The organism is Sphingomonas yantingensis (assembly GCF_014199325.1).
In the GTDB taxonomy this organism is placed as follows: domain Bacteria; phylum Pseudomonadota; class Alphaproteobacteria; order Sphingomonadales; family Sphingomonadaceae; genus Sphingomonas; species Sphingomonas yantingensis.
In genome coordinates, this window is sequence record NZ_JACIJJ010000003.1 from 135,067 (window position 1) to 158,348 (window position 23,282).

Consider the following 23,282-nt stretch of genomic DNA (forward strand, 5'->3'; position numbering starts at 1 on the left):
GCTGCATTGCAGCGACTGTGGCCGAAGTCCACTCCGACTAAAGTTGCCTAGCCCTCAATCTTCGAGAAATCGGCCACCCGATGCACCGCCGCCCGCATCCGCGCCAGCAGCGCCAGCCGCGCCTGTCGCTTGGCCGGATCGGCATCGTTGACGGTCACCTGCTCGAAGAAGGCGTCGATCGGCGCACGCAGCGTCGCGAGCGCCGCCATCGCGCCCTCGAAATCCTCTGCCTCGATCGCCGCCGCCGCCCGCGGCTCCGCCTCGTCGAGCGCCGCGATCAGCGCGGCTTCAGCGGGTTCGTGGGCGGGGGCGCCGGCGGGCGCGGATGCTTCGGCCAGCGGATCCTCCTCGCCGGTTTGCGGGATATGGCCGTTGGCCAGGTCCACCTCGATCACCCGCCGCTCCTCCGGAAGCCGCGATGGTTCCTCGCCAAAGGGCGCGGAATGGTCGGCCATCTCGCGCATCGTCGGCGTCGGCGCGGGCGCGGCGGCGTCCCGCCACCCCTCCTTCTTGAGGATATTCGCCGCCCGCTTGTAACCCGCGAGCAGGTTCGCCCCCTCGCCCGTCGTCACGAACGCCTGCAGCGCATGCACGCGCGCCAGCAACCGGACGAGATCGTCCTCCCCGCCCAGCGCAAAAACCGCGTCGATCAGGTCGTGGCGAACGCCAGCCTCGCGCTGCTGGACCTTGAGGCGGTCGGCGAAAAAATCGACCACCTTGGTCAACTCGTCACCAATGTACATTCGCTGATAGGACAGCACGGTGTCAGCAAGAGGAAGGCTATCTACAGGTGCGCCATCCACTCCATAACGAGCTTTCAGATCCCGGAATACCGTATCGTCTTGTTTTGCCTGCGCTGAGGAACGAACATGCAGTTCAAGCCAGAAAGGATATTCGATCAACTTCAACAGATTCAAACGGTAGCCCCACCGCGATGCTTGATCAAGGACTTGGCTGATCGACACGGTGAGTGAAGAACCAAAAATAAGTTGAATAACACCGTTTACGGCGCGCCGGATGGCGAACGGATCCTTCGATCCAGTTGGCTTCTCGTCTATCGCGAAGAACGACGCGATCGTATCCAGCTTGTCCGCCAGCGACACCGCCACCGTCACCGGTGCGGTGGGCACTTCGTCCCCCTGCCCGACCGGCTTGTAGTGGTCGCGGACCGCTTCCCACACCTCGGTCGGTTCGCCTTGCGCCTTGGCGTAATAGCCGCCCATCAGGCCCTGCAATTCGGGGAACTCGCCAACCATGCCGGTGACGAGATCGGCCTTGGCCAGCCGCGCGGCGCGTTCGGCGTGGGCGGGGTCGGCGCCCTTGACGATGCCCTCCTCGACCAGCCAGCGAGCGAGCTTCGCCATGCGCTCGACCTTGTCGGCGACGGTGCCCAGCTTTTCGTGGAAGACGATCTTCTCGAGCTTCTTGGCTTGCTCCTCAAGCGGCACCTTGAGATCCGTCTCGTAGAAGAAGCGCGCATCGCTCAACCGCGCGGCAAGCACCTTCTGGTTGCCCGCGATGATCTTCGCGCCGCCGTCCTTCGCCTCGATATTGGCGACGCAGACGAACGCGTTGGCCAGCCCGCCGTCCGGCTGCTCGCAGACGAAATATTTCTGGTTCACCCGCGCGGTAAGCTGGATCACCTCCGCCGGCACGTCGAGGAAGCCTTCGTCGAACCGGCCGAGCAGCGGCACCGGCCATTCGGTGAGGCCCGCATTCTCCGCGACCAGCCCCTCGTCCTCGATCAGCGTGAGGCCCGCTTCGGCCGCCAGCGCGCCCGCCCGGTCGCGGATGATCGCGCGCCGCTCGTCCTGATCGACGATGACATGGGCGAGCCGCAGCTTCTCGGCATAGTCGTGCGCGCCGCCGATCGTGATCGCGTGCGGGCTGTGGAAGCGGTGGCCGACGGTGGCGAAGCCGCTCTCAATCCCGGCCACTTCGCAGGAAACCAAGTCCTGTCCGAAAATCGCAACGATGCCCTGCAACGGCCGGACCCAGCGCAGGCTCTCGCTTGAAAGCGACGCATCGCCCCAGCGCATCGACTTGGGCCAGGGGAAGGCGCGGACGATTGCCGGGATCGCCGCGGCCAGCACCTCGGCGGTCGCGCGGCCCGGCTTTTCGGTGACGGCGAACCAGACGCCGTTCTGATCGGTGAGCTGTTCCCTGGTCAGCCCGGTCTTGCGCAGGAAGCCTTCAAGCGCCTGTTCGGGCGCCGAGGTGCGCGGCCCCTTCACTTCCTCGCGCACCGCTTCGGTCGCCTCCGGCAACCCGCGCGCGATCAGCGCAAGGCGGCGGGGCGTCGTATAGGTGACGATCTCGCCCGCCGCGATACCCGCCTTGGCGAGCTCGGCGACCAACAGCTTTTCTAGGTCGGCGCGCGCCCGATCCTGCATCCGCGCGGGGATTTCCTCCGACCGGAGTTCGAGCAAGAAGTCGGTCACAGGCTCCACTCCGGGAAGTTCGCGCGCCATTGGGGCGTCATCTTGTCGATCTGCGCCCTGCACGCGCCCTTCGCCAAATCCCGGACGCGGCCGATATAGGCCTGCCGCTCGGCGACCGAGATAACGCCGCGCGCTTGAAGCAGGTTGAAGACGTGGCTCGCCTTGATCGCCTGTTCATAGGCGGCGATCGGCAGGGCGGCGTTCAGCGAATTCTCGCACTCCGCCACATGCTTCCTGAACGCGTCGAACAGGCTGTCGGTATTCGCGACCTCGAAGTTCCAGGTCGACATCTGGACCTCGTTCTCGTGATACACGTCGCCGTACGTCACGCCGGCATCGTTGAAGGCGAGGTCGTACACGCTGTCCACATTCTGGATATACATCGCCAGCCGCTCGAGCCCGTAGGTGAGCTCGCCAGCGACGGGCTTGCAGTCGAAGCCGCCCATCTGCTGGAAATAGGTGAATTGCGTCACCTCCATCCCATCGCACCACACTTCCCAGCCAAGGCCCCAGGCGCCGAGCGTCGGGCTCTCCCAATCGTCCTCGACGAAGCGGATGTCGTGGGTGGCCATGTCGACGCCGATCGCCGCCAGCGAGCCGAGATACAGCTCTTGCAAGTCCGGCGGGCTGGGCTTCAGGATCACCTGATACTGGTAATAGTGCTGGAGCCGGTTAGGGTTCTCGCCATAGCGGCCGTCGGTGGGCCGGCGGCACGGCTGGACGAAGGCGGCGTTCCACGGCTCCGGCCCCAGCGCGCGCAGCGTCGTCGCGGGGTGAAAGGTGCCCGCCCCCATCTCCATGTCATAGGGCTGCAGGATGACGCAGCCGCGCTCGCTCCAATAATCGTGGAGCGTCAGGATCATGCGCTGGAAGCTCATCGGCGCATCGGGTCGGGACAAGGCGCACCTTCGTGTAACGGCGGGAAATGCCGATCCCTTGGCGAACCCCCGCCGCCCGGTCAACAAGCCAGCGGCGACAAGGCCGCGCCGATGCGTTAGCCAGCTTGCCGATGGGGAGCGATCGGGCGATTCGGGCGGGCATTGCGCTGGCGCTCGCGGTGGCGAGCGGCGCGGCGGCGCTGCTGATCGGCGGCGACGTGTCGGCGACCCTCGTCGCGATCGTCGGTGCGATCGCCGCGGTGCTGGTCGCGCTCGGCACCGAAAGCGACGAGCGCCCCGTTGCCGCGCCGACGCCCGCCCCCGCCCCCGACGCGCTGGTCAGCGACGTGATCGAGGCGGTGGTGGAGCCGGTCCTCGTCGTGGCGGACCGCCGCGTGGTGCGCGCCAACACGGCGGCCCGCGCGCTGCTCGGCCAGCATATCCTCGGCGAGGACGTGCGCCTCGCCATCCGCCACCCCGCCGCGGCGGAGCGGCTGATCGCGCCGCTGCCCGAGGATGAGGCGCCGATCGACTTGGTGGGCGTCGGCACGCGCGAGCAGCGATGGGAAATGCACGTCCGCGCCGCCGGGCCGTCCCTGCGTGTCGTCCACCTGATCGACCGCACCGGCAGCTATGCCGCGGACAAGATCCGCATCGATTTCGTCGCCAATGCCAGCCACGAGCTGCGCACCCCGCTCGCCTCGATCCTCGGCTTCATTGAAACGCTGCGCGAGGGGGCGGGCGACGACCCGGACACCCGCGACCGCTTCCTCAAGATCATGTTCGGCGAGGCGACGCGGATGCGCCGGCTGGTCGACGACCTGATGAGCCTGTCGCGGATCGAGGCGGAGAAATATCGCGAGCCCGATCAGATCGTCCGCCTGGGCGAGCTGGTCGAGGAAGTCCGCGCCGAAGTGACGAGCATCGCCGACGCGCGCGCCGCCGACCTCGTCACCGCCATCGCCGATGCGCCCCCGATCAAGGGCGACCGCGCACAGTTGAGCCAGGTGCTCCACAACCTCGTCGGCAACGCGATGAAGTATGGCCGCCCGGGCACGCCGGTCACGGTCGAGCTGCGCCACGACGGCGGCGCGATGCTGCGCCTCTCCGTCCGCGACGAGGGCGACGGGATCGCGGCGGAACATCTGCCGCGCCTGACCGAACGTTTCTACCGCGTCGATTCGGGCCGCAGCCGACAGGCGGGCGGGACGGGCCTCGGCCTGTCGATCGTCAAGCACATCGTCGAGCGGCATCGCGGCCGGCTCGACATCGCCAGCGCACCGGGGAGGGGCACGACGGTAACGGTGCTGCTGCCGGTGGTGGCGGCATGACACGGTGAGCAGCGCGGCGGCAAAACGTTCGGCCTGCGCGATTGCAGCGACGATCGTTGCGCCGATCGCCATCGTCTTCTTTGCCACTTATTTCGATGCTATGCGAGGGCCATTGATCCCTTACGGCATTCTCGCCGCGGCTTGGCTTGCCGGGATTGCGGGGATACTTTCAGCGCGCTGGCCGCGCCACGTGGCGGCGGCGGTCGTTCTTGTTTTTACCCTAGGGTACATCCCCGGTTCCATCGTCATAGCGGCCGCGGCCGCGTGTTTCCTTCATGGCGATTGCCTCTGATCCGTCGTAGAGCGGCCGGATCGCAGAACCCCCCACCCTGTCATCAAACCGCAACGTCGGTGTCACAAAGGGGCGTCGATCGGGTGCTAGCGGCCTTCATGGAACCGCCTGTCCAGGCGTCCGGGGGACCGTTTCGATGCTTCGCTCTCTTGCCCTTGGCGGCTTCGTCGCCCTTGCACTCGCCGCGTGCGACGAGGGCGGGGTCGCGCGCGACGAGATCCGGATCGTTGGTTCCTCCACCGTATACCCCTTCACGACCGCCGTTGCCGAAGCCTTCCGCAACAAGCGCCCCGATCGCAAGGCCCCGGTGATTGAGGCGACGGGGACCGGCGCGGGCGTCAAGCAGTTCTGCGCCGGCATCGGCCCGCTTCATCCCGACATCCTCAACGCCTCGCGCCGGTTGCGCCGGTCCGAATATGATGCCTGCGCGGCGAACGGCGTCGACGAGATCATCGAGGTGCAGGTCGGGCTCGACGGCGTCGCCTTGGCCGAATCGAACCGCGGCCCGCGGCTGAAGCTCGGCCGGACGGACCTCTATCGCGCGCTGGCGGCGTTTCCCGGCGGCAAGGCGAACACCGCGCGCCTCTGGTCCGACGTCAATCCCGGCCTGCCCGCGATCCCGATCCAGGTGCTCGGCCCGCCCGCCACCAGCGGGACGCGCGACGCGCTTGCCGAACTGATCCTTGCGCCTGCATGCGAGGCGCTGATCCCCGGCGCTGCCGTCATGAAGGAGCGCGACCATGACGGCTTCGCGCGGCTGTGCACCCGCGTCCGCGACGACGCCGCCTATGTCGATTCGGGCGAGAACGACAATCTGATCGTCCAGAAGCTCGACGCCAATCCGAACGCGATCGGCATCTTCGGCTTCAGCTATCTCGAGGAGAACACCGACCGGCTGCACGGCGTGCCCGTCGACGGGGTGGAGCCGACCTACGAGACGATCTCGACCGGCCGCTATCCGGGCGCCCGCCCGCTCTACATCTATGTGAAGAAGCGGCACCTGAAGCCCGTGCCCGGCCTCACCGACTTCCTCGCCGACTATGCCGCTTCCTGGGGACCAAACGGCCCGCTGGTGCGCAAGGGAATGATCGCCGCGCCCAGCGCCGTGCGCGCCGCCTCCGCCGCGATCATCGCGCAAGGCAAGTCGCTCGACCCGGCGGAGCTGCAATAGCCGCGATGTCGGGGTCCGCGCTCTTCTTCCTCGTCCTCGGCCTCGCCCTGATCGGCTGGCTGACCGCCCGTGCGCGCGCCGTTCGGCTGGGCGGCGCCACGCGTCTGCATTCGCTGCCAGGCCAGCATGGCTGGTACGTCGCGATGTGGGTGGCGATCCCCGCGTTCGTGTTCCTCGCCGCCTGGGGCTGGATCAGCCCGCAATTGGTGCGAGAGGGCGTCCTGGCGAGCCCGCAGGCGGCATCCCTCCCTGCCTTCGCATTCGAGCGATCGGCGATTTTGGCGGAGGCGCGGGCGATCGCACGCAATCCCGACCTCGGCGCGTTCAACCCGCAGGCCGAGGTGCTGGCGCCGATCTATCGCACCTATCTCACCCGCTATGCCTGGATCGGCACGGGGATCGCGCTGATCCTCGCGCTGGCGGGCGGACTCTATGCCTTCAGCCGCATCGCCGCGCCTTTCCGCGCGCGCGGGCATGTCGAGCGCGGGGTGATGCTGATCCTGCTCGTCGCCAGCCTGATTGCGATCCTGACGACGCTTGGCATCTTCGGATCGCTTCTCGTTGAAAGCGCGCGCTTCTTCTCGATCGTGCCCGTCGCCGACTTCCTCCTCGGCACGCACTGGAGTCCGCAGGGTGTCGGCGTGGCCCATCCCGGCCGGGACCTCGGCGCCGTGCCGCTATTCTGGGGCACCTTCTTCATCGGCGCGGTGATCGCGATGGCCGTGGCGATCCCGTTCGGCCTGATGAGCGCGGTCTACCTCACCCAATACGCCGCCCCTGCCGTCCGCCGCTGGGTCAAGCCAATGCTGGAAATTCTCGCCGGCGTGCCCACCGTCGTCTACGGCTATTTCGCCGCGCTGACCGTCGGTCCCGCAATCCGCCAATTCGCCGTGGCGCTGGGGATGCCCTATGCCAGTTCGGAAAGCGCGCTGGCCGCGGGCCTCGTCATGGGCGTCATGATTATCCCCTTCGTCAGTTCGATGGCCGACGATGCGCTGGCCGCCGTCCCCGCCGCGATGCGCGACGGCAGCCTGGCGATGGGGGCGACCAAGTCGGAGACGATCGCCCGAGTCCTGATGCCCGCCGCACTGCCGGGGGTGGTCGCCGGTATCCTCCTCGCCGTCAGCCGCGCGATCGGCGAGACGATGATCGTCGTCATGGCCGCCAGCGGCGCGGCGACGATCAGCCTCAACCCGTTCGACAGCGCGACCACCGTCACCAAGCAGATCGTCGACCTCCTGACCGGCGAAGCGGCGTTCGACAGCCCCAAGACGCTGGCTGCCTTTGCGCTTGGCCTGACGTTGTTCGTCATCACCTTTCTCCTCAACATCGTCGCGCTGCGCGTCGTGAAGAAGTATCGCGAAGCCTATGAATAAGCGTGCTTCCCTCGACCGCGCGCCCACCGACTGGCGCTCGCCCGCGATGCAGCGGCGCATCCGCCGCCGCTACGCCGGCGAGCGGCGCTTCCGCTGGCTGGGGCTGGCCGCGGTGTCGCTGTCGGGCGCGTTCCTCGCGGTCCTGCTGGTGACGATTCTGTGGAGCGGGCTTGGCGGCTTTTCTAGGACAGAGGTGCGGCTACCGCTCGATTTCCCGACGATGGCACTCGATGTGCGGCCCGAGCAACTGAACCGCGCCGGCGCCGACCTCGCATTGGCGGGCGCGGGCCTTCAGAACGCGGTCGGCGTCGCCGCCGTGCAGTCGTTCGGGCCGGACGGCGAGCGCGTGATCTCCGACAGCGCTTGGGTGACGGTGCGCGAGGCGATCAAGGCGGACCCCGCGCTGCTCTCGCGCCGCACGGTGGTCGCCGTTCCCGCCGCGCCCGGCATCCACGAGGCCGCGACCGGCACCGCCAAGCGCGAGGACGAAGCCGCCGCCGCCCGCCTGAAGGCGGCGAACGCGCTGACGAGCGGCTTCAACTGGACCTTCCTGACCGGCGCGGATTCGACCGATCCGACCGCGGCGGGCATCTGGGGGGCGCTCAAGGGCTCGCTGCTGACGATGCTCGTCACGCTCGGCCTCGCCTTCCCCGTGGGCGTGCTGTCGGCGATCTATCTTGAGGAATACGCCCCCCGGAACCGCTGGACCGACCTCATCGAGGTGTCGATCAACAATCTCGCTGCCGTGCCCTCGATCATCTTCGGCCTCCTCGGCCTCGCCGTCTTCCTCGGCACGTTCAACATGCCGCGATCTGCGCCGATCGTCGGCGGGCTGACGCTGGCGCTGATGATCATGCCCGTCATCGTCATCGCCGGGCGCAATGCGATCAAGGCGGTGCCCCCCTCCATCCGCGACGCGGCGCTGGCGGTGGGGGCCAGCCGCGTGCAGGTCGTGTTCCACCACGTCCTGCCGCTGGCGCTGCCCGGCATCCTGACCGGCACGATCATCGGCATGGCGCGCGCGCTGGGCGAGACCGCGCCGCTCCTGATGATCGGCATGCGCGCCTTCATCGCCACGCCGCCGGACAAGCTGACCGACGCCGCCACCGTGCTGCCCGTCCAGATCTTCCTCTGGTCCGATCAGGTTAGCCGCGGCTTCGTCGAGAAGACGTCGGCGGCGATCATCGTCCTGCTGGTCTTCCTCCTCGCGATGAACGCTTTGGCGATCTATCTTCGCAACCGTTTCGAGACCCGCTGGTGATGCACGCCCCCGCCCCTACTGCCGCGCCGAAGATCTCGGCCCGTCACGTCAGCGTCCATTATGGCCGCAAGCAGGCGATCGACGACGTGTCGATCGACGTGGACATGGAGAATGTCACCGCCTTCATCGGCCCGTCGGGCTGCGGCAAGTCGACGTTCCTGCGCACGCTCAACCGCATGAACGACACTATCCCGACTGCGCGCGTGGCCGGCGACATCCGCCTGGATGGCGAGGATATCTACGCCGCCGACATGGACGTGGTGCAGCTTCGCGCGCGCGTCGGCATGGTGTTCCAGAAGCCCAATCCCTTCCCCAAGTCGATCTACGAGAATGTCGCCTATGGCCCCCGCATCCACGGGCTGGCGGCGAACAAGGCCGAGCTCGACCATATCGTCGAACGCTCGCTGACCCGCGCCGGCCTGTGGGGCGAGGTGAAGGACCGGCTCTCGGACTCCGGCACCGCGCTGTCGGGCGGCCAGCAGCAGCGCCTCTGCATCGCCCGCGCGATCGCCGTCGATCCCGAGGTCATCCTGATGGACGAGCCGTGCAGCGCGCTCGACCCGATCGCGACGGCCAAGATCGAAGAGCTGGTCCACGAGCTGCGCGGCAAGTACGCGATCGTCATCGTCACCCACAATATGCAGCAGGCCGCGCGCGTTTCGCAGCGGACCGCCTTCTTCCACCTCGGCACGCTCGTCGAATACGGCGTCACCTCGCAGATCTTCACCAATCCGCGCCAGGAGCGCACCAAGGATTACATCACCGGCCGCTACGGCTGAGCCGGTCAGGAACCGCAATGAACGAACATACGGTCAAGGTTTTCGACAATGAACTCGGGCAGCTGCGCGGCCTCGTCGCGCAGATGGGCGGGCTCGCCGAACAGGCGATCGAGCAGGCAGTGGCAGCACTAGTGCGCGGCGACCTCACCGCCGCCGCGCGCGTGGTCGAGGGCGATCGCCGCATCGATGTGCTGGAGGAGGAGGTCGAGGGCCTCGCCGTCCAGCTCATCGCGCTGCGCGCACCGATGGCCGACGACCTTCGCGAGGTGCTGACCGGCATGAAGTTCGCCAACACGCTCGAGCGCGTCGCCGACCATGCCAAGAACATCGCCAAGCGCGTGAGCGAGATCGACACCAGCGTCCGCATCGAACCCATGTCGGTGCTGCCTGCGATGGCCAGCGTCGCGGGCGAGATGCTGCACGACGTGCTCGACGCGTTCGCCGCCCGCGATGTGGAGGCGGCGCGGCGCGTGTGCGAGCGCGACCGCGCGGTCGACGACCTCTACAATTCGATCTTCCGGGCGCTCGTCACCTTCATGATGGAAAATCCCAAGTCCATCAGCCAGGCCGCGCACCTGCTCTTCATCGCCAAAAACCTCGAGCGCATCGGCGACCAGGCGACCAACCTGGCCGAGATGGTCCATTACGCCGCCACGGGCGAGCGGATGGTCGAACGCGAACGAGCAAGCTGAAAGGGACGACGACGATGGCACGGGTAAAGATGCTGCTGGTCGAGGACGACGCTGCGCTCGCCGAACTGCTCGCCTGGCATTTCAAGCGCGAGGATTTCGAGGTCAAGCAGACCCCCGACGGCGAGGAGGCACTGCTGCTGGCGAAGGAAGCGACGCCCGATATCGTCCTGCTCGACTGGATGGTCGAAGGGCTGTCGGGGATCGAGGTCTGCCGCCGCCTGCGCCGGATGCCGGAGACGGCGAACGTGCCGATCATCATGCTGACCGCGCGCGGCGAGGAGGAAGACCGCGTCCGCGGGCTGGAGACCGGCGCCGACGATTACGTGACCAAGCCGTTCAGCCCACGCGAACTCGTCGCGCGCGTCGGCGCGGTGCTGCGCCGCGTGCGCCCCGCGCTGGCAGGCGAGCAGCTCACCTATTCGGATATCGAGATGGATACGGTCGGCCACAAGGTGCGCCGGGGCGGCGAGGTCGTGCCGCTCGGCCCGACCGAGTTCCGGCTGCTCAAGCATTTCCTGGAGCATCCGGGTTGGGTGTTCTCGCGCGAGCGGCTGCTCGACGCAGTATGGGGCCATGACAGCGATATCGAGAGCCGGACCGTTGACGTGCATATCCGCCGCCTGCGCAAGGCGATCAACGTCGGCGACAAGCCCGATATCATCCGCACCGTCCGCTCGGCGGGCTATGCGCTCGATTCGGGGAATTGATCGGTATCAAACCGGGCGAAAGCTGAATCGGCATCGAAACAAAGGAAACCTTCCTCGCGCCGGGCGTTCATCGGCCCGACGCGCGCGACCAGCGCGTTTGGTACGAGGAGAGTTTTATGAAGCTCATCGCAATGACCGCGGCGCTGGCGATCGCCACCGCCACCGCTGCCTATGCGCAGGAAACCCCGCAGACGGCGCAGCCGGGCATGACCCAGCCGGGCACGATGCAGCCCGACGCGAACACACCGCCGAGCGACCCGAACGCCCCCGCCGCGACCGCGCCCGCGACCGACCAGCCGATGCAGGATCCGGCTGCTCCCGCCGCCCCGGCTGCGGACCCGGCCATGCAGCAGCAGGCGCCAATGGCGGGCCAGCCGATGCAGCAGGCCCCGATGGGCGCCACCGGTGGCACCGAGACCAAGGGCGGCTACATGCCGTCGACCCCGCCGCTGGCGGGCCCCGTCCAGCCGGGCGCGACCGTCCGCGTTCAGCCGTCGATGTCGCCGAGCCAGGCCTTCCCGCCGCCGGCGCCCAAGGCTGAATATCCGATCTGCAAGAAGGGCCAGACCGACGGCTGCCGCCAGCGCGGCGGCTGATCGGCTCCCGATCCACTGACGATGGGGCCTCGGCATTCGCCGGGGCCCTTTTCGTTTGCCCTTCACGGCCCCGCCGCCCCTGCTCCAGACCGCCCCGCCATCGCGTCATCCCAGCGAAGGCTGGGATCGCTTGCGGCTGAGGCGCGCAATCCAAGCGGGCGATCCCAGGTTTCGCTGGGATGACGAGCAGGGCCGCGACCTTCTCCCTTGCAACGCCCGTCCGCTCGCGACACCGTGCAGCCCGAAACCGTAACAAGGGAAACTGCTATGACCATCCGCTTCGACGGACGCACCGCGATCGTCACCGGGGCCGGCGGCGGGCTCGGCCGCGCCTATGCGCTCGAGCTCGCGCGGCGGGGCGCGAACGTCGTCGTCAACGACCTGGGCGCCGCGCGCGACGGATTGGGCGCCTCCGCCGCAGCCGAGGCCGTGGTCGAGGAGATCCGCAGCGCCGGCGGCACCGCCATCGCCGATGGCGGCGACGTCACCGACTTCGACGCGATGACGCGGATGGTCGAGGGTGCGCGCGACCAGTTCGGCAGCGTCGATATCCTCATCAACAATGCCGGCGTCCTACGCGACAAGAGCTTCGTCAACATGTCGCCCGCCGATTTCGAGTTCGTGCTGCGCGTGCACCTGCTCGGTTCGGCGATCGTGACCAAGGCGGTGTGGGAGACGATGCGCTTCCAGCGGTACGGCCGCATCCTGATGACAGCCTCGTCGAGCGGGCTCTACGGCAATTTCGGCCAGGCGAATTACGGGGCCGCCAAACTCGGCATCGTCGGCCTTGCCCGCACGCTCCATCTGGAGGGGGCGAAATACGGCATCCACGTCAACACGATCGCCCCCACCGCCGGCACCCGCATGACCGAGGATATCTTCCCCGCAGAGGCGTTCGCCCGCTTCACCCCCGAAAGCGTCGCCCCCGCCGCGCTGTATCTGGTGAGCAAGGATGCTCCCTCGAACATGATCGTCGGTGCGGGCGCCGGCGTCTTCCAGGCTGCCTATGTCACCCTGACCGAAGGGGTCGCACTGCACGGCGACGACCTCTCGCCAGAAGGGGTGGCAGCCAACTGGGCCGCGATTACCGACCGCTCGCGCGAGCGGGTGCCCCAATCGGGGATGGAGCAAGCCCAAGCAATTCTACGCCTGCTGACGGCTTGATCGGCGCAGGTGACGGGTTAGCCTGTCGCCCATGAAGCGTGCGCTCGTCATCCGGCACACTCCCTATGAGGGGATCGCCGGCTTCCGCCAGCCCGTCGAGGACGCGGGCTATGTCATTGACCGCGTCGACGTGACCGATCCATCGTTCGGCGCGACCGACTTCCTGTCGCCCGACCTCGTGGTGCTGATGGGTGGCCCGATGGGCGTCTACGAGCGCGAGGCGCACCCCTGGATCGACCGCGAGGTGGCGGCGCTGGCAGGGCGGCTCGATCGCCACCTGCCCGTTCTCGGGGTCTGTCTGGGCGCGCAGATGATCGCCGCGGCGCTTGGCTCGCGCGTCTATCCGGGGCCGGTCAAGGAAGTCGGCTTCGCACCGATCGCGATCAATCCGGCGGGGCAGCAGTCGCCCGTTCGCCATCTCGCCGACGTGCCTGTCCTCCACTGGCACGGCGACACGTTCGACCTGCCGGACGGCGTCGAATTGCTCGCCTCCAGCGACCATTACGCGCATCAGGCGTACCGGCGCGGCGCCGAACTCCTCGCGCTCCAATGCCATCCGGAGATGGGCGAGGATGCCCGGTTCGAGGAATGGCTGGAGGACGAGGCCTATCTGGCGCTCGCCGGCACGCATCCCGCGGCGATGCGCGAGGCGCACGACGCACACGGCCCGCGCGCGGTGGCGGCGGGCCGGGCGGTCGTCGGCGAGTGGCTGGCGGGGCTTTAGTTCGGGGTCATGAAGACGAAGTTCTGCGCATTGGCGGCACAGGCGACGCCCTGCCCCGGCCGATAGCTCGGCGCGTAGCGGGTCGCCGCAATCATCCGCTTGGCGGCATCGCCGAACAGGAAGGGGGGATAGGACAGGATCGTGCGTTGCCCGGCGGTCCGCCCGTCTGCGGCGATGTCGAACTCGACCCGCGTCCACCCGCCGAACCCCAGGCGCACCAGTTCCATCGGATAGAGGTCCGACGACGCGCCGCTTCGACGCATGTCAGGCTTCGCTCCCACCAGCGCGCATTGTTGCTCGTCGAGCCCGGTGCGGGCGAATGCCTTTTGCGCGGCATCATAATCCCCTCGTGCCGCCGCGGCATTGGCCAGGTCGAGCAGTGCCCGTGCCCTGATCGGGTGACCTTCGGGCAGCGCCTTCGTGTCGGCAACGGCCGCGAACATCGCATCGATCGCCGGATCGGCGCCCTGCTTCCCGGCGAGCTTCCGGCGGAGTTCGGCGGCGCGCAATTGAACGGTCGCGTGGCTCAGCGCGTCGGCGGCAACGCCGGGATCGACCGACAGGCGTTCCAGCGCCCCGACCTGCTCGCGATAGCCGGTCCGGTCCGGCCACCGCACCGCTTCCGCACGCAGCATCGACGCATAGGTCCGCAGCGCTTGCGGCGCGGTCAGGCTGGTGGCCAGGGCGACGGCCCGGTCGGCCGACGCCTCGCGCTCGCCGTCGCCAATCAATGGCGACCGCGCGAGGACGATCGCGGCGCGCAATGCAGCGGGATCGTTCGCCGTCACCGCCTGGCGCAGGCGCGGCAGGCCGGCGGCCGCCGTCTCGGCGGGGAAGCTCTGCACACCCTTCGTCTCGAACCAGGCATCGGCGGCAAGTGCCAGCGGCTGCGTCAGGTCGACCGCCTCGCCCCCGCGCGAGCAGCGGACCTCGACGCGGGTCAGCGCCCGGTAGAAGGCGGGGATCTTCGCCGCATCCTCGGGCGCCCACGACCATTCGCGCACCGCGCGGGCATAGGCGAGCGCCACCTCGCGATTGCCCTGGACGAAGATCGGCTGCGCGCTCACGACCGCGCCGCCATCGTTCAGCGAGAACTCGACCACCGCATAGCTGTCCGGCGTCAGGCCCGGCACCGTCCCGCAGGTCGGTGCCTCGATCGATCGGGCGCTGGCGAAGGGGGTTTCGCTGATCCGCCCGGCGCCGGTGTAGACCAGATACTCGCGCGCGGCGTCCATCTGCTTCTGCATCAACGCGACCTGCGCCAGGTCGTAGCGGGCGGCGATATCCGTCAGGCTCGACTTCAGCGTCAGGCCGCCATTGTTGACAAGCGCCTTGCGAAGCAGCGCGCCCCCCTCGGCCACGCGGCCCGCGGCGACATAGGCGCGGCCGGCAAAGGTCTGGGCGTTGGCGAGGTCGGATTTGGACGCATCGGCGGGCAGCATCGCCAGCGCCTCGTCCGCATCGCGGATCGCGGCACCGTCGCCGTCGAACCGCCGCAGCCGGGAGCGCATCTGCAGCGGGACGATCCGCTCCTTGCCCTCCGACAGCGCCAGCGCTTTCTCGACATCGCCAAGCGCCTGATCGTAGTTGAGGGCCGCGGTGCCGATCTGCGAGAGCGCGAGATAGGCGTCGCGCGCCTCGCCGCGAAAGCTGCCCGGCATCCCCTCCAGCACCCCGACTCCGGCGCGCAGCGACCGCTCGGCCTCCTCCTCGCGGTCCAGCGCGCGCAGGCACTGGCCCCGGCGAACGGCGATGGCGGCGGCGACGGTCTTGTTCCGCCCCGCCGGGCCGGCCGCGATTCGGTCGAACGCGGCGATCGCCTCCTCGCATCGGCCCGCTTCCGCCGCCTTGGTCGCCGCGTCGAAGGCGGCCTGCGCCGATTGCGGCGCAACTATTGCCGCGCCGACGATCACCACGCTAAACATTACTAGAACTCCCCACGCCTCTCCCGCGGGCAAGAGATCAAAGCGTCATGCGAATGTCCATGCTTTCCCGCCGGTTGGCCCCGCTTTTCGCCGCACCGCTGGCGACCGCGCCGGTGGCGGCCGCCGGACCGCTGCCGCCGGACAGTATCCTCCTACTCGTTGCGTCCTGGTGCGTGCCCTGCCACGGCGAGGTGGCTCGACTGGACGAACTACAGGCGGCTGCGGGGCATGTCGTCGTCCGGGTCGTTCCCTATGACGGGCGCCCCGCCACCAAGCGGATGCTTGCGCGAGTCGATCCGGCGCGTGTCACGGCGTCGAGCGCGATCGTCGCGGCACTGGCCAGCCGCACGCCGGCGCTGCCCTATAGCGTGATGACCGATGCGAACGGCCGCATCTGCGCCGACCATGCCCGCGCGCTGGATGTGGAGGCGGTGCGGACGATGCGCCGCCGCTGCGCGGGTTAGCGCAAGCCGTCGAGCACCTGGTCGGGCGGGCGGTGCCCGTCGGACCAGACTCGGATGTTGGCGATCACCTTTTCGCCCGAAGCGACGCGCCCCTCCATCGTCGCCGATCCCATGTGCGGCGTCATGACGACATTGGGCAGCGCCAGCAGCCGCGGGTCGATCGCCGGCTCGAACTGCCACACGTCGAGGCCGGCGCCGGCGAGCCGCCCGCCCTCCAGCGCCTCGACCAGCGCCTCCTCGTCGACGATCCCCCCGCGCGAGGCGTTGATGAGATAGACGTGAGGCCCGAGCAACCCGATCCGCCGCCGGTCGATCAGCCCCTCACTATCGGCATTGCGCGGCGTGTGAATTGTCAGGATGTCGATCGCCGTCAGCATCGCGTCCAGCTCGGCATGCCAAGTCGCGCCCAGCTGCGCCTCCAGCACCGCGGGCAGGCGGTTGCGATTGTGATAATGGATGGTCAGCCCGAACGCCCGCGCCCGCGCCGCCACCGCCTGGCCGATGCGGCCCATGCCGACGATGCCCAGTGCCTTGCCGCCGATCCGGTGGCCCAGCATCGCGCACGGGCTCCACCCCGTCCACTGGCCCGACCGGACGAGCTTTTCGCCTTCGGCCAGGCGACGCGGCACCGACAGGATCAGCGCCATCGTCATGTCGGCGGTATCCTCGGTCAGGACGCCCGGCGTGTTGGTGACGACGATGCCGCAGGCGCGCGCCGCTTTCAGGTCGATATGGTTCACCCCCGCCCCGTAATTGGCGATCAGGCGCAACCGCTCCCCCGACCCCGCGATCAGATCGGCATCCACGTGGTCGGTGACGGTCGGGACCAGCACGTCGCAATCCGCCATCGCGGTGGCGAGTTCGTCGCGGGTGAAGGCATGATCGTCCAGGTTCGGAACAAGCTCGAACAGCTCGCCCATCCGCTCGATCACCGGATCAGGCAGCCGCCGCGTGACGATCACGCGGGGGCGACGGGGGCGCGGCGGGCGAGCGGGATCGGCCATTCGCCGGGCTTGGCGCGGCCCGCCGGGTCCGTCAACGCCATTGATGCGGGGGCCGGCTTCGCGTTAGGGCATCCGAAAGGGCAACAGGACAAGTCGATGCAGCGCGTACCCCGTTTGACCGCCGGCATAGCCGCCGTGGCAATCGCCGCCGTCGGCATGACCGCGCTCGAGGCGCAGACGCGCAAGCCGCCCTATTTCGCCTCGATCGCCGCGGCAAAGGCGCGGATGCGCACGGGGCCGGGGCGCAACTATCCGGCAAGCTGGCTCTATGTGCGCCCCGACCTGCCGATCAAGGTCGTCGACATCTATCGCGACTGGCGAAAGGTCGAGGACCCGGGCGGCACACAGGGCTGGATGCAGGTCGGCCTGCTCAGCGACACGCGCACCGCCTTCGTCCAGAACGGCGTCGCGCCGTTGCGCGACAGCCCCTCCGCCTCAGCCCGCGTGGTGTGGCGGGCGGCGCCTGGCGTCGTTGGGCGCGTCAGCCGCTGCGCGCGCGGCTGGTGCTATATCGACGTGAAGGGTCGCGGCGGCTTCGTCGAGGCGGCGAGCCTGTGGGGCGTCGCCCCGGACGAGGATCTCGACTGAACGCCGTTGCCGCCGAACCGCCCGCCGCCTAAGCGAGTGGCCATGTTCACGCTCGACCATTTCGACCTCGCCGCCTTCGTCGCGGCGACCCTTGCCGAGGATCTGGGGCCGGGCGGCGACGTCACTTCCGCCGCCGTGATCCCCGCCGAGGCGCGCTTCGACGGGGTGATGGACAGCCGCGACGCGATCGTCGTCGCCGGCCTGCCGCTGGCCGAGGCGTTCTTCCGCCATCTCGACCCCGATGTCCGCATCGAGACACTCGTCGCGGAGGGTGCGGTCGTGCCCGCGGGCACCGACCTGATGCGCTTGTCGGGCAAGGCGCGCGCGCTGCTCACGGCGGAGCGGTCGGCGCTCAACACCGTCCAGCACCTGTCGGGCATTGCGACGATGACGCGGCAATATGTCGATGCGATCGCCGGCACCGGCGCGACGCTGCTCGACACGCGAAAGACGCTGCCGGGGCTTCGCGTGATCGAGAAATATGCGACGCGAATGGGCGGCGCGACCAACCACCGCATGGGCCTGTGGGATGCCGCCATGATAAAGGACAATCACGTCGCCGTGGCGGGATCGGTCGAGGCGGCGACCGCGCGCGCCGTCGCTGCCGGAATCCCGCGCATCATCGTCGAGGTCGACCGCGTCGACCAGATCGAGCCGGCGATCGGCGCGGGCGCGACGCACCTGCTCCTCGACAACATGGCGCCGCCGATTCTGCGCGAGGCCGTGGCGCTCGTCGCCGGCCGCGCCGCGACCGAGGCGTCGGGCGGCGTCCGCCTCGACACCATCCGCGCGATTGCCGAAACGGGCGTCGATTTCATCAGCGTCGGGCGGCTGACCCAGTCGGCGCCCGCCGCCGACATCGGCCTCGACCTCGCGCCAGCCTGAGCTTTCGCGGGGCCGGCCGGGCGGCTATCGTTTCCGAAACGAAGGGGGATTCGGGACCATGCGCCCACAATCGATCATCATGTTCGAACGCCTGTTCCTGGCGTCCATCGTCGTCGGACTCGTCAACTCCGTCCTGTTGTTCGGCAGCCTGACCACCGGGCAGGCGATCTCGCCGGCCTTTCTCATCGGATCGATCGCGGTTGGGATCGGCCTGAACCTCGCGCTCTGGTGGTTCACCGCGCGCCGGGCGAGCAACGCCGCGCGGATCATCCTGACGATCCTGTTCGTCCTCGGCATCGCCTCGCTCGTCTTCTCGGTCGCGACGGGGTCGTATCCGCCGGGGGTCGCCGGCCTGCTCGGCGCGGTGAACTGGCTGCTCCAGACCGTCTCGATCGTCTTCCTCTATCGCCCCGACGCCAGCGCGTGGTTCCGCGGCTCGCGCATCGACGATCTGGGCGAGACGTTCGAATGAAGCTGGCGCTCACGCTCGCCGCCGTCGTCGGGGCGCTGCCCGCCGCCGCCTCGGCCCAGGCCTATCGCTGCGCGATCCCGCAATCGCTGCCCGACCCGCGGGTCGAGGGGCCGACGGTGCGCGAGCCGCGGCGCATTCTGCCAATCGGCAGCTACACGCTGGCGATCAGCTGGAGCCCGCAATTTTGCAAGACCGCGGGCGACCGGCCCAATTCGCAGCTTCAGTGCGGCGGCGGCAACGGGTTCGGCTTCACGCTGCACGGCCTGTGGCCCGACGGGCGGGGCAAGGAATGGCCACAATATTGCCGTCCCGCCCCCGCACTTTCGCGCGAGGTGATCCGCGCCAACCTGTGTTCGACACCGTCGGTACAGCTGCTCCAGCACGAATATGCCAAGCACGGCACCTGCATGGGCATCGCGCCCGCGGCCTATTTCGGACAGTCGACGCGCCTCTACGGCAAGCTGCGCTATCCCGACATGGACGCGTTGTCGCGCCGCCGCGGGCTGACCGTGGGGCAGTTCGCGCAGGCGTTCGCGCGCGCCAATCCGGGCCTGTCGCCCTCGGGGCTGCGTGTCACCGCTGACCGTCAGGGCTGGCTGGACGAGGTGTGGATCTGCCTCGACACCCGCTTCGGCTATACGCGCTGCCCCGCGCATCAGGGCGGACGTCGGACCAGCGAGCGGCTGCGTATCTGGCGCGGGCGATAGTTTCGCAAGCGTTTGTTATCGTTCGTTTCTGGCGCGCGTCGCCCGGAACGAGCCCCTCGCCGAATGCGTATCTCCGTTGATCTACATCAACAGGAGAATCCCATGCGCAAGCTTCTTGCCACCACTTTGATCGTCGCCGCGGCCGGCAGCCTCGGCGCGTGCTCGACGCTGCGCGGCGCAGCGATCGGCGGCGCGGGCGGCGCCGGAATTGCCGCAGCCAGCGGCGGCGATGTCGAAAAGGGTGCGGCCGTGGGCGGCGTCGGCGGCGCGGTCGTCGGCACCGTCGCCGACGACTGAGCGATGGGTGCGGGGCGAGCCGCGACGGCCCGCCCCGCGCCCGATCAGTCGCCCGTCAGGATACGGTCGACGAGCTGCTTCACGCTCGGCACGAACCCGTTCGAATAAAAGGGGTCCTGCTTGAACTTGTACGCTGCGTGGCCGGCGAACATCAGGTTCTGGTCCACCGGCCCGCCATGGGCGATGTCCTGAAGCGTCTTCTGGATGCAGAAGCTGCGCGGATCGGCGAGGCGCCCGGTCGAGTTGGTCTCGGTATCCGCCCAGCTCGAGAAGGCGCATTGCGACAGGCAGCCCATGCAGTCGGCCTGATCCTTGCGAATTTCCTGCTTCTCGGGCGGCGTCACGAAGACGAGCGTGTTGTCCGGCGTCTTAAGCGCGTCGGTATAGCCGAGCCCGAACCACTCGCGCGCGCGCAGCAGGTCGCCGCGCGTCACCCAGAAATTCTTTCCCTTCACGCCTACGTCGAGCTGGAAGACGTGGTCGCCCGCTTCCTGCGTCGAGAACGGAATCTGCCGCTCTGAACGCGCCTCGAGCGCACGCAGGAACGGGTTGCGCACCGCCGACGAATAGAAGCCGGTAGGCGAGAAACGGTGGAGCAGCACGTCGCCGGGCTCCAGCTCCATCAGCCTTGCCTTCCACTCATGCGGGATCGGGCTTTCCTGCGTCAGCAGTGGCCGCGTGCCGAACTGGAAGGCGATCGCTCCGAGTTCGGGATTGTCGATCCAGTCGTTCCAGTCGCGCAAGTGCCAGACGCCGCCCGCCATCACGATCGGCACCTCGTCCGAAATGCCGCCCTCGCGCATCACGTCGCGCAACGCCTTGACGCGCGGATAGGGGTCCTGCGGCGCCAGCGGGTCCTCCGCATTGGACAGGCCGTTATGCCCGCCCGCGAGCCACGGATCCTCATAGACGACCGCCGCCAGCCACTCGCTGGCCTTCGAATAGGCGCGCTTCCACAGCGCGCGGAACGCCCGGCCCGAACTCACGATCGGCAGGTAATGCACGCCATAGGAGGCGGCGATCTCGGACAGCTTGTAGGGCATGCCCGCACCGCAGGTGACGCCCGCCACCATGCCGCGCGTCCGCTCGAGCACGCCGTGCAGGATCCGCTGCGCGCCCCCCATTTCCCACAGGACGTTGATGTTGATCGCGCCCTTGCCGCCGGCGATCTCGTACGCGCGCTTGACCTGCTGGACCGCGCCCTCGATCGCATAGTCGATCAGCTCCTCGTGCCGCTGGCGGCGCGTCAGGGCATGATAAATCTGGGGAATGATCTTGCCTTCGGCATCGTAGCTGTCGGCATTGACCGCGCTCACGGTACCGATGCCGCCCGCCGCGGCCCAGGCGCCGGCCGACGCGTGGTTGGTGGCGGCGACACCCTTACCCCCCTCGATCAGCGGCCAGACTTCCTGGCCGTTGTAGCGAATGGGTGACAGACCCTTGAACAAGCTTTCCTCCGGATAGGATTTGATGCGCCTCGCGCTAGCGTCATTCGTCGATGCGCGCGAGCAATGATTAAGGCTGTAACACACCCGGCCGTCGCATCGCACCTTCATAAAGGCGCGCGTATGCCGCGATCATCGCATCCTCGTCGAACATTGCAGCGGCCCGCGCGCGGTTCGCGGCCCCGACCGAAGCGCGCAGCGCCGGGTCCGCGATTAGCGGTACCAGCCGGTCGCGAAGCTCCACCTCGGTCCGCCGGTCGGCGAGGAAAGGCAGATTCTCTGGCGCGACCATCGACGCAATATCGCCGACGCGCGGTGCGACGACGGGCAGCCCCGCCGCCATCGCCTCCATCACCGAAATCGGTTGCTGCTCGCTGAGGCTGGTCAGCATGAACACGTCGAAAAGGCCGATATAGCGGTTCGGATCGGCGAGGAAGCCGGGCAGGTGCACGCGATCGCCCATGAACATCGCCGCCGCCTGGTTCTCGATCGACTGCCGCTCCGGCCCCTCGCCGACGATGACGAGCCGGACGTTCTGCGGCACGCCGCCGACGCTGCGCACCATCAGCGGCAGGTCCTTGACCGCGCGCAGTCCCGCCAGCGTGCCGACGACGGGCTCCTTCCCCTTTGCGAAGCCCGGGATCGCCTTCGGATCGGGCCGCCCGGCGTAGAGCCGCGTCGGAATGCCGTTCGAGATGCGATGCACCCGCCCCGCCGGCTGCTTCCACGCGGTCAGCGCGATCTGCTCCAGCCGCTCGGACGGTACGACCAGCCCGTGCGCCGCGCCCAGCGCCAGCCGGCGGTAGTAATTGCGCGTCCGCTTCAGCCCGTCCGCCTCGTCGGCGTTGAACCCGTCCTCATGATGCACGATCGGCGGCGCGCCCTTGGCGAACACGCGCGCCGCCATCACCCCGTCGACCGCCCCCCAGTTATAGGTGAGGACGAGGTCGAACCTCTGCATGTAGCGCGCGATCGCCTCGTACCGCGCGACCGACGGCTTGCCGGTCAGCGGCGGCGGGTCCTGCGCGATCTCGTACGCGATGCCTTTGGCGATCGCGGCGCGTGCGCCGTATGCGCCCTCGACGCCCGAGACGATGGTATGCCGCGCCCGCTTGCCAAAGGCGTTCATCAGCCGGACCGCGCGCGCTTCCTTGCCGCCAAGGTCGAAGCTCGAGTGGAGGTGGAGGATGTTGACGGTCACGCGGTCACGCGCGAGAGCAGCCGGTCGATCGCCGCCTCCACCGCCGCCTCGTCCAGCGTCGGGGCATGGCCGGTATTCGCCACCGTCACCAGTTCCGCGCCCGCGATCCGCGCGGCCATGCGGTCCGCCACGTCGGCGGCGAGAATATCCGAACGATCACCGCGCACGATCAGCGTCGGCGTCGCCGCCAGCGCGTCGAATGCGCCCCACATGTCGACGCCTGCCTCGTTCCCCGGCACGCGGAACGGCTCGGCGATCTTCATGTCGTAGTCGAGGACGATCCGCCCTGCCGAGGTCAGCCGGTGCAGCCGCTTGGCCATGCCCAGCCAGTCCTCGATCCCATAGCCCGGATAGACCTCGCCATTCGCCTCGGCCATCGCACGCGCGGCGTGCATCCAGGTCGGATATTGCGCGGGCTTGCCGACATAGCCGCGGATGCGCGCCAGCCCCGCCGCCTCCAGCTCCGGCCCCACGTCGTTAAGGAGCGCGGCGGCAAGCGGCGGGCGCCCGGTGCCCGCCAGCAGCATCGTCAGGATGCCGCCCAGCGACGTGCCGAACGCGACGATCCGGTCGAGCTTCAGCTCGTCGACCAGCCGCTCCACATCCTGCAGATAGGTGAGCGGCACATAGGTCATCGGGTCCTTGGCGTACCCGCTCTCGCCGCGTCCGCGCAGGTCGACCGCGATCACCCGCCAGGCGGGGGAGAGGCGCGCCGCGACCGCCTCGAAGTCGCGTGCGTTGCGGGTCAGGCCGGGCAGGCACAGGATCGGCGGCCGGTCCGTCGGCCCCGGATAGTCGCGATAGTGAAGGCGGACGCCGTCCCCCGACCACCAATAGCCGTCGGAAAAGGCGGTCGGGTTGCGGGTCACGGCCATTGGCACC

24 protein-coding genes are annotated in these 23,282 nt (G+C 68.7%); 17 read left to right on the plus strand and 7 right to left on the minus strand.

Annotation, left to right across the window (positions count from 1 at the left end; genetic code table 11):
• Positions 1-47: 47 nt before the first annotated feature.
• The gene (gene glyS, locus FHR19_RS10500; protein WP_343053240.1) at positions 48-2,441 is read right to left on the minus strand and encodes a glycine--tRNA ligase subunit beta; all 2,394 of its coding nucleotides are present in this window, start codon (positions 2,439-2,441) and stop codon (positions 48-50) included.
• Positions 2,438-3,304 carry a glycine--tRNA ligase subunit alpha gene (locus FHR19_RS10505; RefSeq protein WP_184028917.1) on the minus strand — a complete coding sequence of 289 codons (867 nt, stop codon included), beginning with the start codon at positions 3,302-3,304 and terminating at the stop codon, positions 2,438-2,440. Before FHR19_RS10505 ends, glyS begins: the two co-directional genes overlap by 4 nt.
• A gap of 146 nt (positions 3,305-3,450) precedes the next feature.
• On the opposite strand from FHR19_RS10505, the gene FHR19_RS10510 reads away from it, so the two are divergent.
• From FHR19_RS10510 to FHR19_RS10560, 11 genes are all read left to right on the plus strand, one after another.
• On the plus strand, positions 3,451-4,650 hold the full coding sequence (locus FHR19_RS10510; protein ID WP_184027995.1) for an ATP-binding protein: 1,200 nt from the start codon (positions 3,451-3,453) through the stop codon (positions 4,648-4,650).
• 4 nt (positions 4,651-4,654) lie between these two features.
• Entirely contained in the window at positions 4,655-4,942 is a 288-nt protein-coding gene (locus FHR19_RS10515) for a hypothetical protein (RefSeq protein WP_184027998.1), read from the plus strand.
• A 136-nt stretch (positions 4,943-5,078) separates the two neighbouring features.
• The gene (locus tag FHR19_RS10520) at positions 5,079-6,113 is read left to right on the plus strand and encodes a substrate-binding domain-containing protein (RefSeq protein WP_184028000.1); all 1,035 of its coding nucleotides are present in this window, start codon (positions 5,079-5,081) and stop codon (positions 6,111-6,113) included.
• A 5-nt stretch (positions 6,114-6,118) separates the two neighbouring features.
• Positions 6,119-7,489, plus strand: a complete 1,371-nt coding sequence (gene pstC, locus FHR19_RS10525; RefSeq protein ID WP_184028003.1) for a phosphate ABC transporter permease subunit PstC — start codon at positions 6,119-6,121, stop codon at positions 7,487-7,489.
• Positions 7,482-8,750, plus strand: coding sequence for a phosphate ABC transporter permease PstA (pstA, locus tag FHR19_RS10530; RefSeq protein WP_246359467.1), 1,269 nt, complete (start codon positions 7,482-7,484; stop codon positions 8,748-8,750). The genes pstC and pstA overlap by 8 nt, the downstream gene beginning before the upstream one ends.
• Positions 8,750-9,529, plus strand: a complete 780-nt coding sequence (pstB, locus tag FHR19_RS10535; protein WP_184028006.1) for a phosphate ABC transporter ATP-binding protein PstB — start codon at positions 8,750-8,752, stop codon at positions 9,527-9,529. The genes pstA and pstB overlap by 1 nt, the downstream gene beginning before the upstream one ends.
• 17 nt (positions 9,530-9,546) lie before the next feature.
• A complete protein-coding gene (gene phoU, locus FHR19_RS10540) occupies positions 9,547-10,221 on the plus strand; it encodes a phosphate signaling complex protein PhoU (protein ID WP_184028008.1) in 675 nt (224 codons plus the stop codon).
• A 14-nt stretch (positions 10,222-10,235) separates the two neighbouring features.
• Positions 10,236-10,928, plus strand: coding sequence for a phosphate regulon transcriptional regulator PhoB (gene phoB, locus FHR19_RS10545; protein ID WP_184028011.1), 693 nt, complete (start codon positions 10,236-10,238; stop codon positions 10,926-10,928).
• Between the two features lie 116 nt (positions 10,929-11,044).
• The gene (locus FHR19_RS10550) at positions 11,045-11,524 is read left to right on the plus strand and encodes a hypothetical protein (protein ID WP_184028013.1); all 480 of its coding nucleotides are present in this window, start codon (positions 11,045-11,047) and stop codon (positions 11,522-11,524) included.
• A 267-nt stretch (positions 11,525-11,791) separates the two neighbouring features.
• Positions 11,792-12,688 carry an SDR family NAD(P)-dependent oxidoreductase gene (locus tag FHR19_RS10555; protein WP_184028015.1) on the plus strand — a complete coding sequence of 299 codons (897 nt, stop codon included), beginning with the start codon at positions 11,792-11,794 and terminating at the stop codon, positions 12,686-12,688.
• A 31-nt stretch (positions 12,689-12,719) separates the two neighbouring features.
• A complete protein-coding gene (locus tag FHR19_RS10560; RefSeq protein ID WP_184028018.1) occupies positions 12,720-13,412 on the plus strand; it encodes a glutamine amidotransferase in 693 nt (230 codons plus the stop codon).
• On the opposite strand, the gene FHR19_RS10565 is transcribed toward FHR19_RS10560, so the two are convergent.
• Positions 13,409-15,337 (minus strand): energy transducer TonB, encoded by a 1,929-nt coding sequence (locus FHR19_RS10565; RefSeq protein WP_184028020.1) that lies wholly within the window; start codon positions 15,335-15,337, stop codon positions 13,409-13,411. The two genes, FHR19_RS10560 and FHR19_RS10565, sit on opposite strands and share 4 nt — an antisense overlap.
• A gap of 53 nt (positions 15,338-15,390) precedes the next feature.
• Here FHR19_RS10565 and FHR19_RS10570 point away from each other — a divergent pair, with 53 nt between their 5' ends.
• A complete protein-coding gene (locus tag FHR19_RS10570; RefSeq protein WP_184028022.1) occupies positions 15,391-15,801 on the plus strand; it encodes a TlpA family protein disulfide reductase in 411 nt (136 codons plus the stop codon).
• Here the strand turns inward: FHR19_RS10570 and FHR19_RS10575 are convergent.
• Complete coding sequence (locus FHR19_RS10575) at positions 15,798-16,805, minus strand: 2-hydroxyacid dehydrogenase (protein ID WP_184028024.1); 1,008 nt, start codon at positions 16,803-16,805, stop codon at positions 15,798-15,800. The two genes, FHR19_RS10570 and FHR19_RS10575, sit on opposite strands and share 4 nt — an antisense overlap.
• Before the next feature lie 96 nt (positions 16,806-16,901).
• Here FHR19_RS10575 and FHR19_RS10580 point away from each other — a divergent pair, with 96 nt between their 5' ends.
• The 5 genes from FHR19_RS10580 (at position 16,902) to FHR19_RS10600 (ending at position 19,754) form a co-directional block, all read left to right on the plus strand.
• Entirely contained in the window at positions 16,902-17,393 is a 492-nt protein-coding gene (locus tag FHR19_RS10580; protein WP_184028026.1) for an SH3 domain-containing protein, read from the plus strand.
• Positions 17,394-17,435: 42 nt separating this feature from the next.
• The gene (gene nadC / locus FHR19_RS10585) at positions 17,436-18,278 is read left to right on the plus strand and encodes a carboxylating nicotinate-nucleotide diphosphorylase (protein WP_184028029.1); all 843 of its coding nucleotides are present in this window, start codon (positions 17,436-17,438) and stop codon (positions 18,276-18,278) included.
• Positions 18,279-18,336: 58 nt separating this feature from the next.
• Positions 18,337-18,750, plus strand: a complete 414-nt coding sequence (locus tag FHR19_RS10590) for a hypothetical protein (RefSeq protein WP_184028031.1) — start codon at positions 18,337-18,339, stop codon at positions 18,748-18,750.
• Positions 18,747-19,457, plus strand: coding sequence for a ribonuclease T2 family protein (locus FHR19_RS10595; RefSeq protein ID WP_184028033.1), 711 nt, complete (start codon positions 18,747-18,749; stop codon positions 19,455-19,457). Before FHR19_RS10590 ends, FHR19_RS10595 begins: the two co-directional genes overlap by 4 nt.
• A gap of 102 nt (positions 19,458-19,559) precedes the next feature.
• On the plus strand, positions 19,560-19,754 hold the full coding sequence (locus FHR19_RS10600; protein ID WP_184028035.1) for a hypothetical protein: 195 nt from the start codon (positions 19,560-19,562) through the stop codon (positions 19,752-19,754).
• A 44-nt stretch (positions 19,755-19,798) separates the two neighbouring features.
• Here the strand turns inward: FHR19_RS10600 and FHR19_RS10605 are convergent, their stop codons facing one another.
• The 3 genes from FHR19_RS10605 to FHR19_RS10615 all read right to left on the minus strand — a co-directional run bounded on the left by FHR19_RS10605 (position 19,799) and on the right by FHR19_RS10615 (position 23,275).
• Complete coding sequence (locus FHR19_RS10605) at positions 19,799-21,202, minus strand: NAD(P)H-dependent flavin oxidoreductase (protein WP_184028037.1); 1,404 nt, start codon at positions 21,200-21,202, stop codon at positions 19,799-19,801.
• A gap of 67 nt (positions 21,203-21,269) precedes the next feature.
• On the minus strand, positions 21,270-22,400 hold the full coding sequence (locus FHR19_RS10610) for a glycosyltransferase (protein WP_184028039.1): 1,131 nt from the start codon (positions 22,398-22,400) through the stop codon (positions 21,270-21,272).
• Positions 22,397-23,275, minus strand: coding sequence for an alpha/beta fold hydrolase (locus tag FHR19_RS10615; protein WP_184028041.1), 879 nt, complete (start codon positions 23,273-23,275; stop codon positions 22,397-22,399). Before FHR19_RS10615 ends, FHR19_RS10610 begins: the two co-directional genes overlap by 4 nt.
• Positions 23,276-23,282: the final 7 nt, after the last annotated feature.

Excerpts from the sequence above, each read along its gene's own strand:
- FHR19_RS10575 (WP_184028024.1), bottom strand. The coding sequence starts at position 16,805 with ATGGCCGATCCCGCTCGCCCGCCGCGCCCCCGTCGCCCCCGCGTGATC.
- pstB (WP_184028006.1), top strand. The coding sequence starts at position 8,750 with ATGCACGCCCCCGCCCCTACTGCCGCGCCGAAGATCTCGGCCCGTCAC.
- FHR19_RS10600 (WP_184028035.1), top strand. The coding sequence starts at position 19,560 with ATGCGCAAGCTTCTTGCCACCACTTTGATCGTCGCCGCGGCCGGCAGC.
- FHR19_RS10505 (WP_184028917.1), bottom strand. The coding sequence starts at position 3,304 with ATGATCCTGACGCTCCACGATTATTGGAGCGAGCGCGGCTGCGTCATC.
- FHR19_RS10560 (WP_184028018.1), top strand. The coding sequence starts at position 12,720 with ATGAAGCGTGCGCTCGTCATCCGGCACACTCCCTATGAGGGGATCGCC.
- FHR19_RS10595 (WP_184028033.1), top strand. The coding sequence starts at position 18,747 with ATGAAGCTGGCGCTCACGCTCGCCGCCGTCGTCGGGGCGCTGCCCGCC.
- FHR19_RS10565 (WP_184028020.1), bottom strand. The coding sequence starts at position 15,337 with ATGTTTAGCGTGGTGATCGTCGGCGCGGCAATAGTTGCGCCGCAATCG.
- phoU (WP_184028008.1), top strand. The coding sequence starts at position 9,547 with ATGAACGAACATACGGTCAAGGTTTTCGACAATGAACTCGGGCAGCTG.
- FHR19_RS10615 (WP_184028041.1), bottom strand. The coding sequence starts at position 23,275 with ATGGCCGTGACCCGCAACCCGACCGCCTTTTCCGACGGCTATTGGTGG.
- FHR19_RS10590 (WP_184028031.1), top strand. The coding sequence starts at position 18,337 with ATGCGCCCACAATCGATCATCATGTTCGAACGCCTGTTCCTGGCGTCC.
- pstC (WP_184028003.1), top strand. The coding sequence starts at position 6,119 with ATGTCGGGGTCCGCGCTCTTCTTCCTCGTCCTCGGCCTCGCCCTGATC.
- FHR19_RS10550 (WP_184028013.1), top strand. The coding sequence starts at position 11,045 with ATGAAGCTCATCGCAATGACCGCGGCGCTGGCGATCGCCACCGCCACC.
- FHR19_RS10510 (WP_184027995.1), top strand. The coding sequence starts at position 3,451 with ATGGGGAGCGATCGGGCGATTCGGGCGGGCATTGCGCTGGCGCTCGCG.
- nadC (WP_184028029.1), top strand. The coding sequence starts at position 17,436 with ATGTTCACGCTCGACCATTTCGACCTCGCCGCCTTCGTCGCGGCGACC.
- FHR19_RS10555 (WP_184028015.1), top strand. The coding sequence starts at position 11,792 with ATGACCATCCGCTTCGACGGACGCACCGCGATCGTCACCGGGGCCGGC.
- FHR19_RS10580 (WP_184028026.1), top strand. The coding sequence starts at position 16,902 with ATGCAGCGCGTACCCCGTTTGACCGCCGGCATAGCCGCCGTGGCAATC.
- pstA (WP_246359467.1), top strand. The coding sequence starts at position 7,482 with ATGAATAAGCGTGCTTCCCTCGACCGCGCGCCCACCGACTGGCGCTCG.
- phoB (WP_184028011.1), top strand. The coding sequence starts at position 10,236 with ATGGCACGGGTAAAGATGCTGCTGGTCGAGGACGACGCTGCGCTCGCC.
- FHR19_RS10520 (WP_184028000.1), top strand. The coding sequence starts at position 5,079 with ATGCTTCGCTCTCTTGCCCTTGGCGGCTTCGTCGCCCTTGCACTCGCC.
- FHR19_RS10570 (WP_184028022.1), top strand. The coding sequence starts at position 15,391 with ATGTCCATGCTTTCCCGCCGGTTGGCCCCGCTTTTCGCCGCACCGCTG.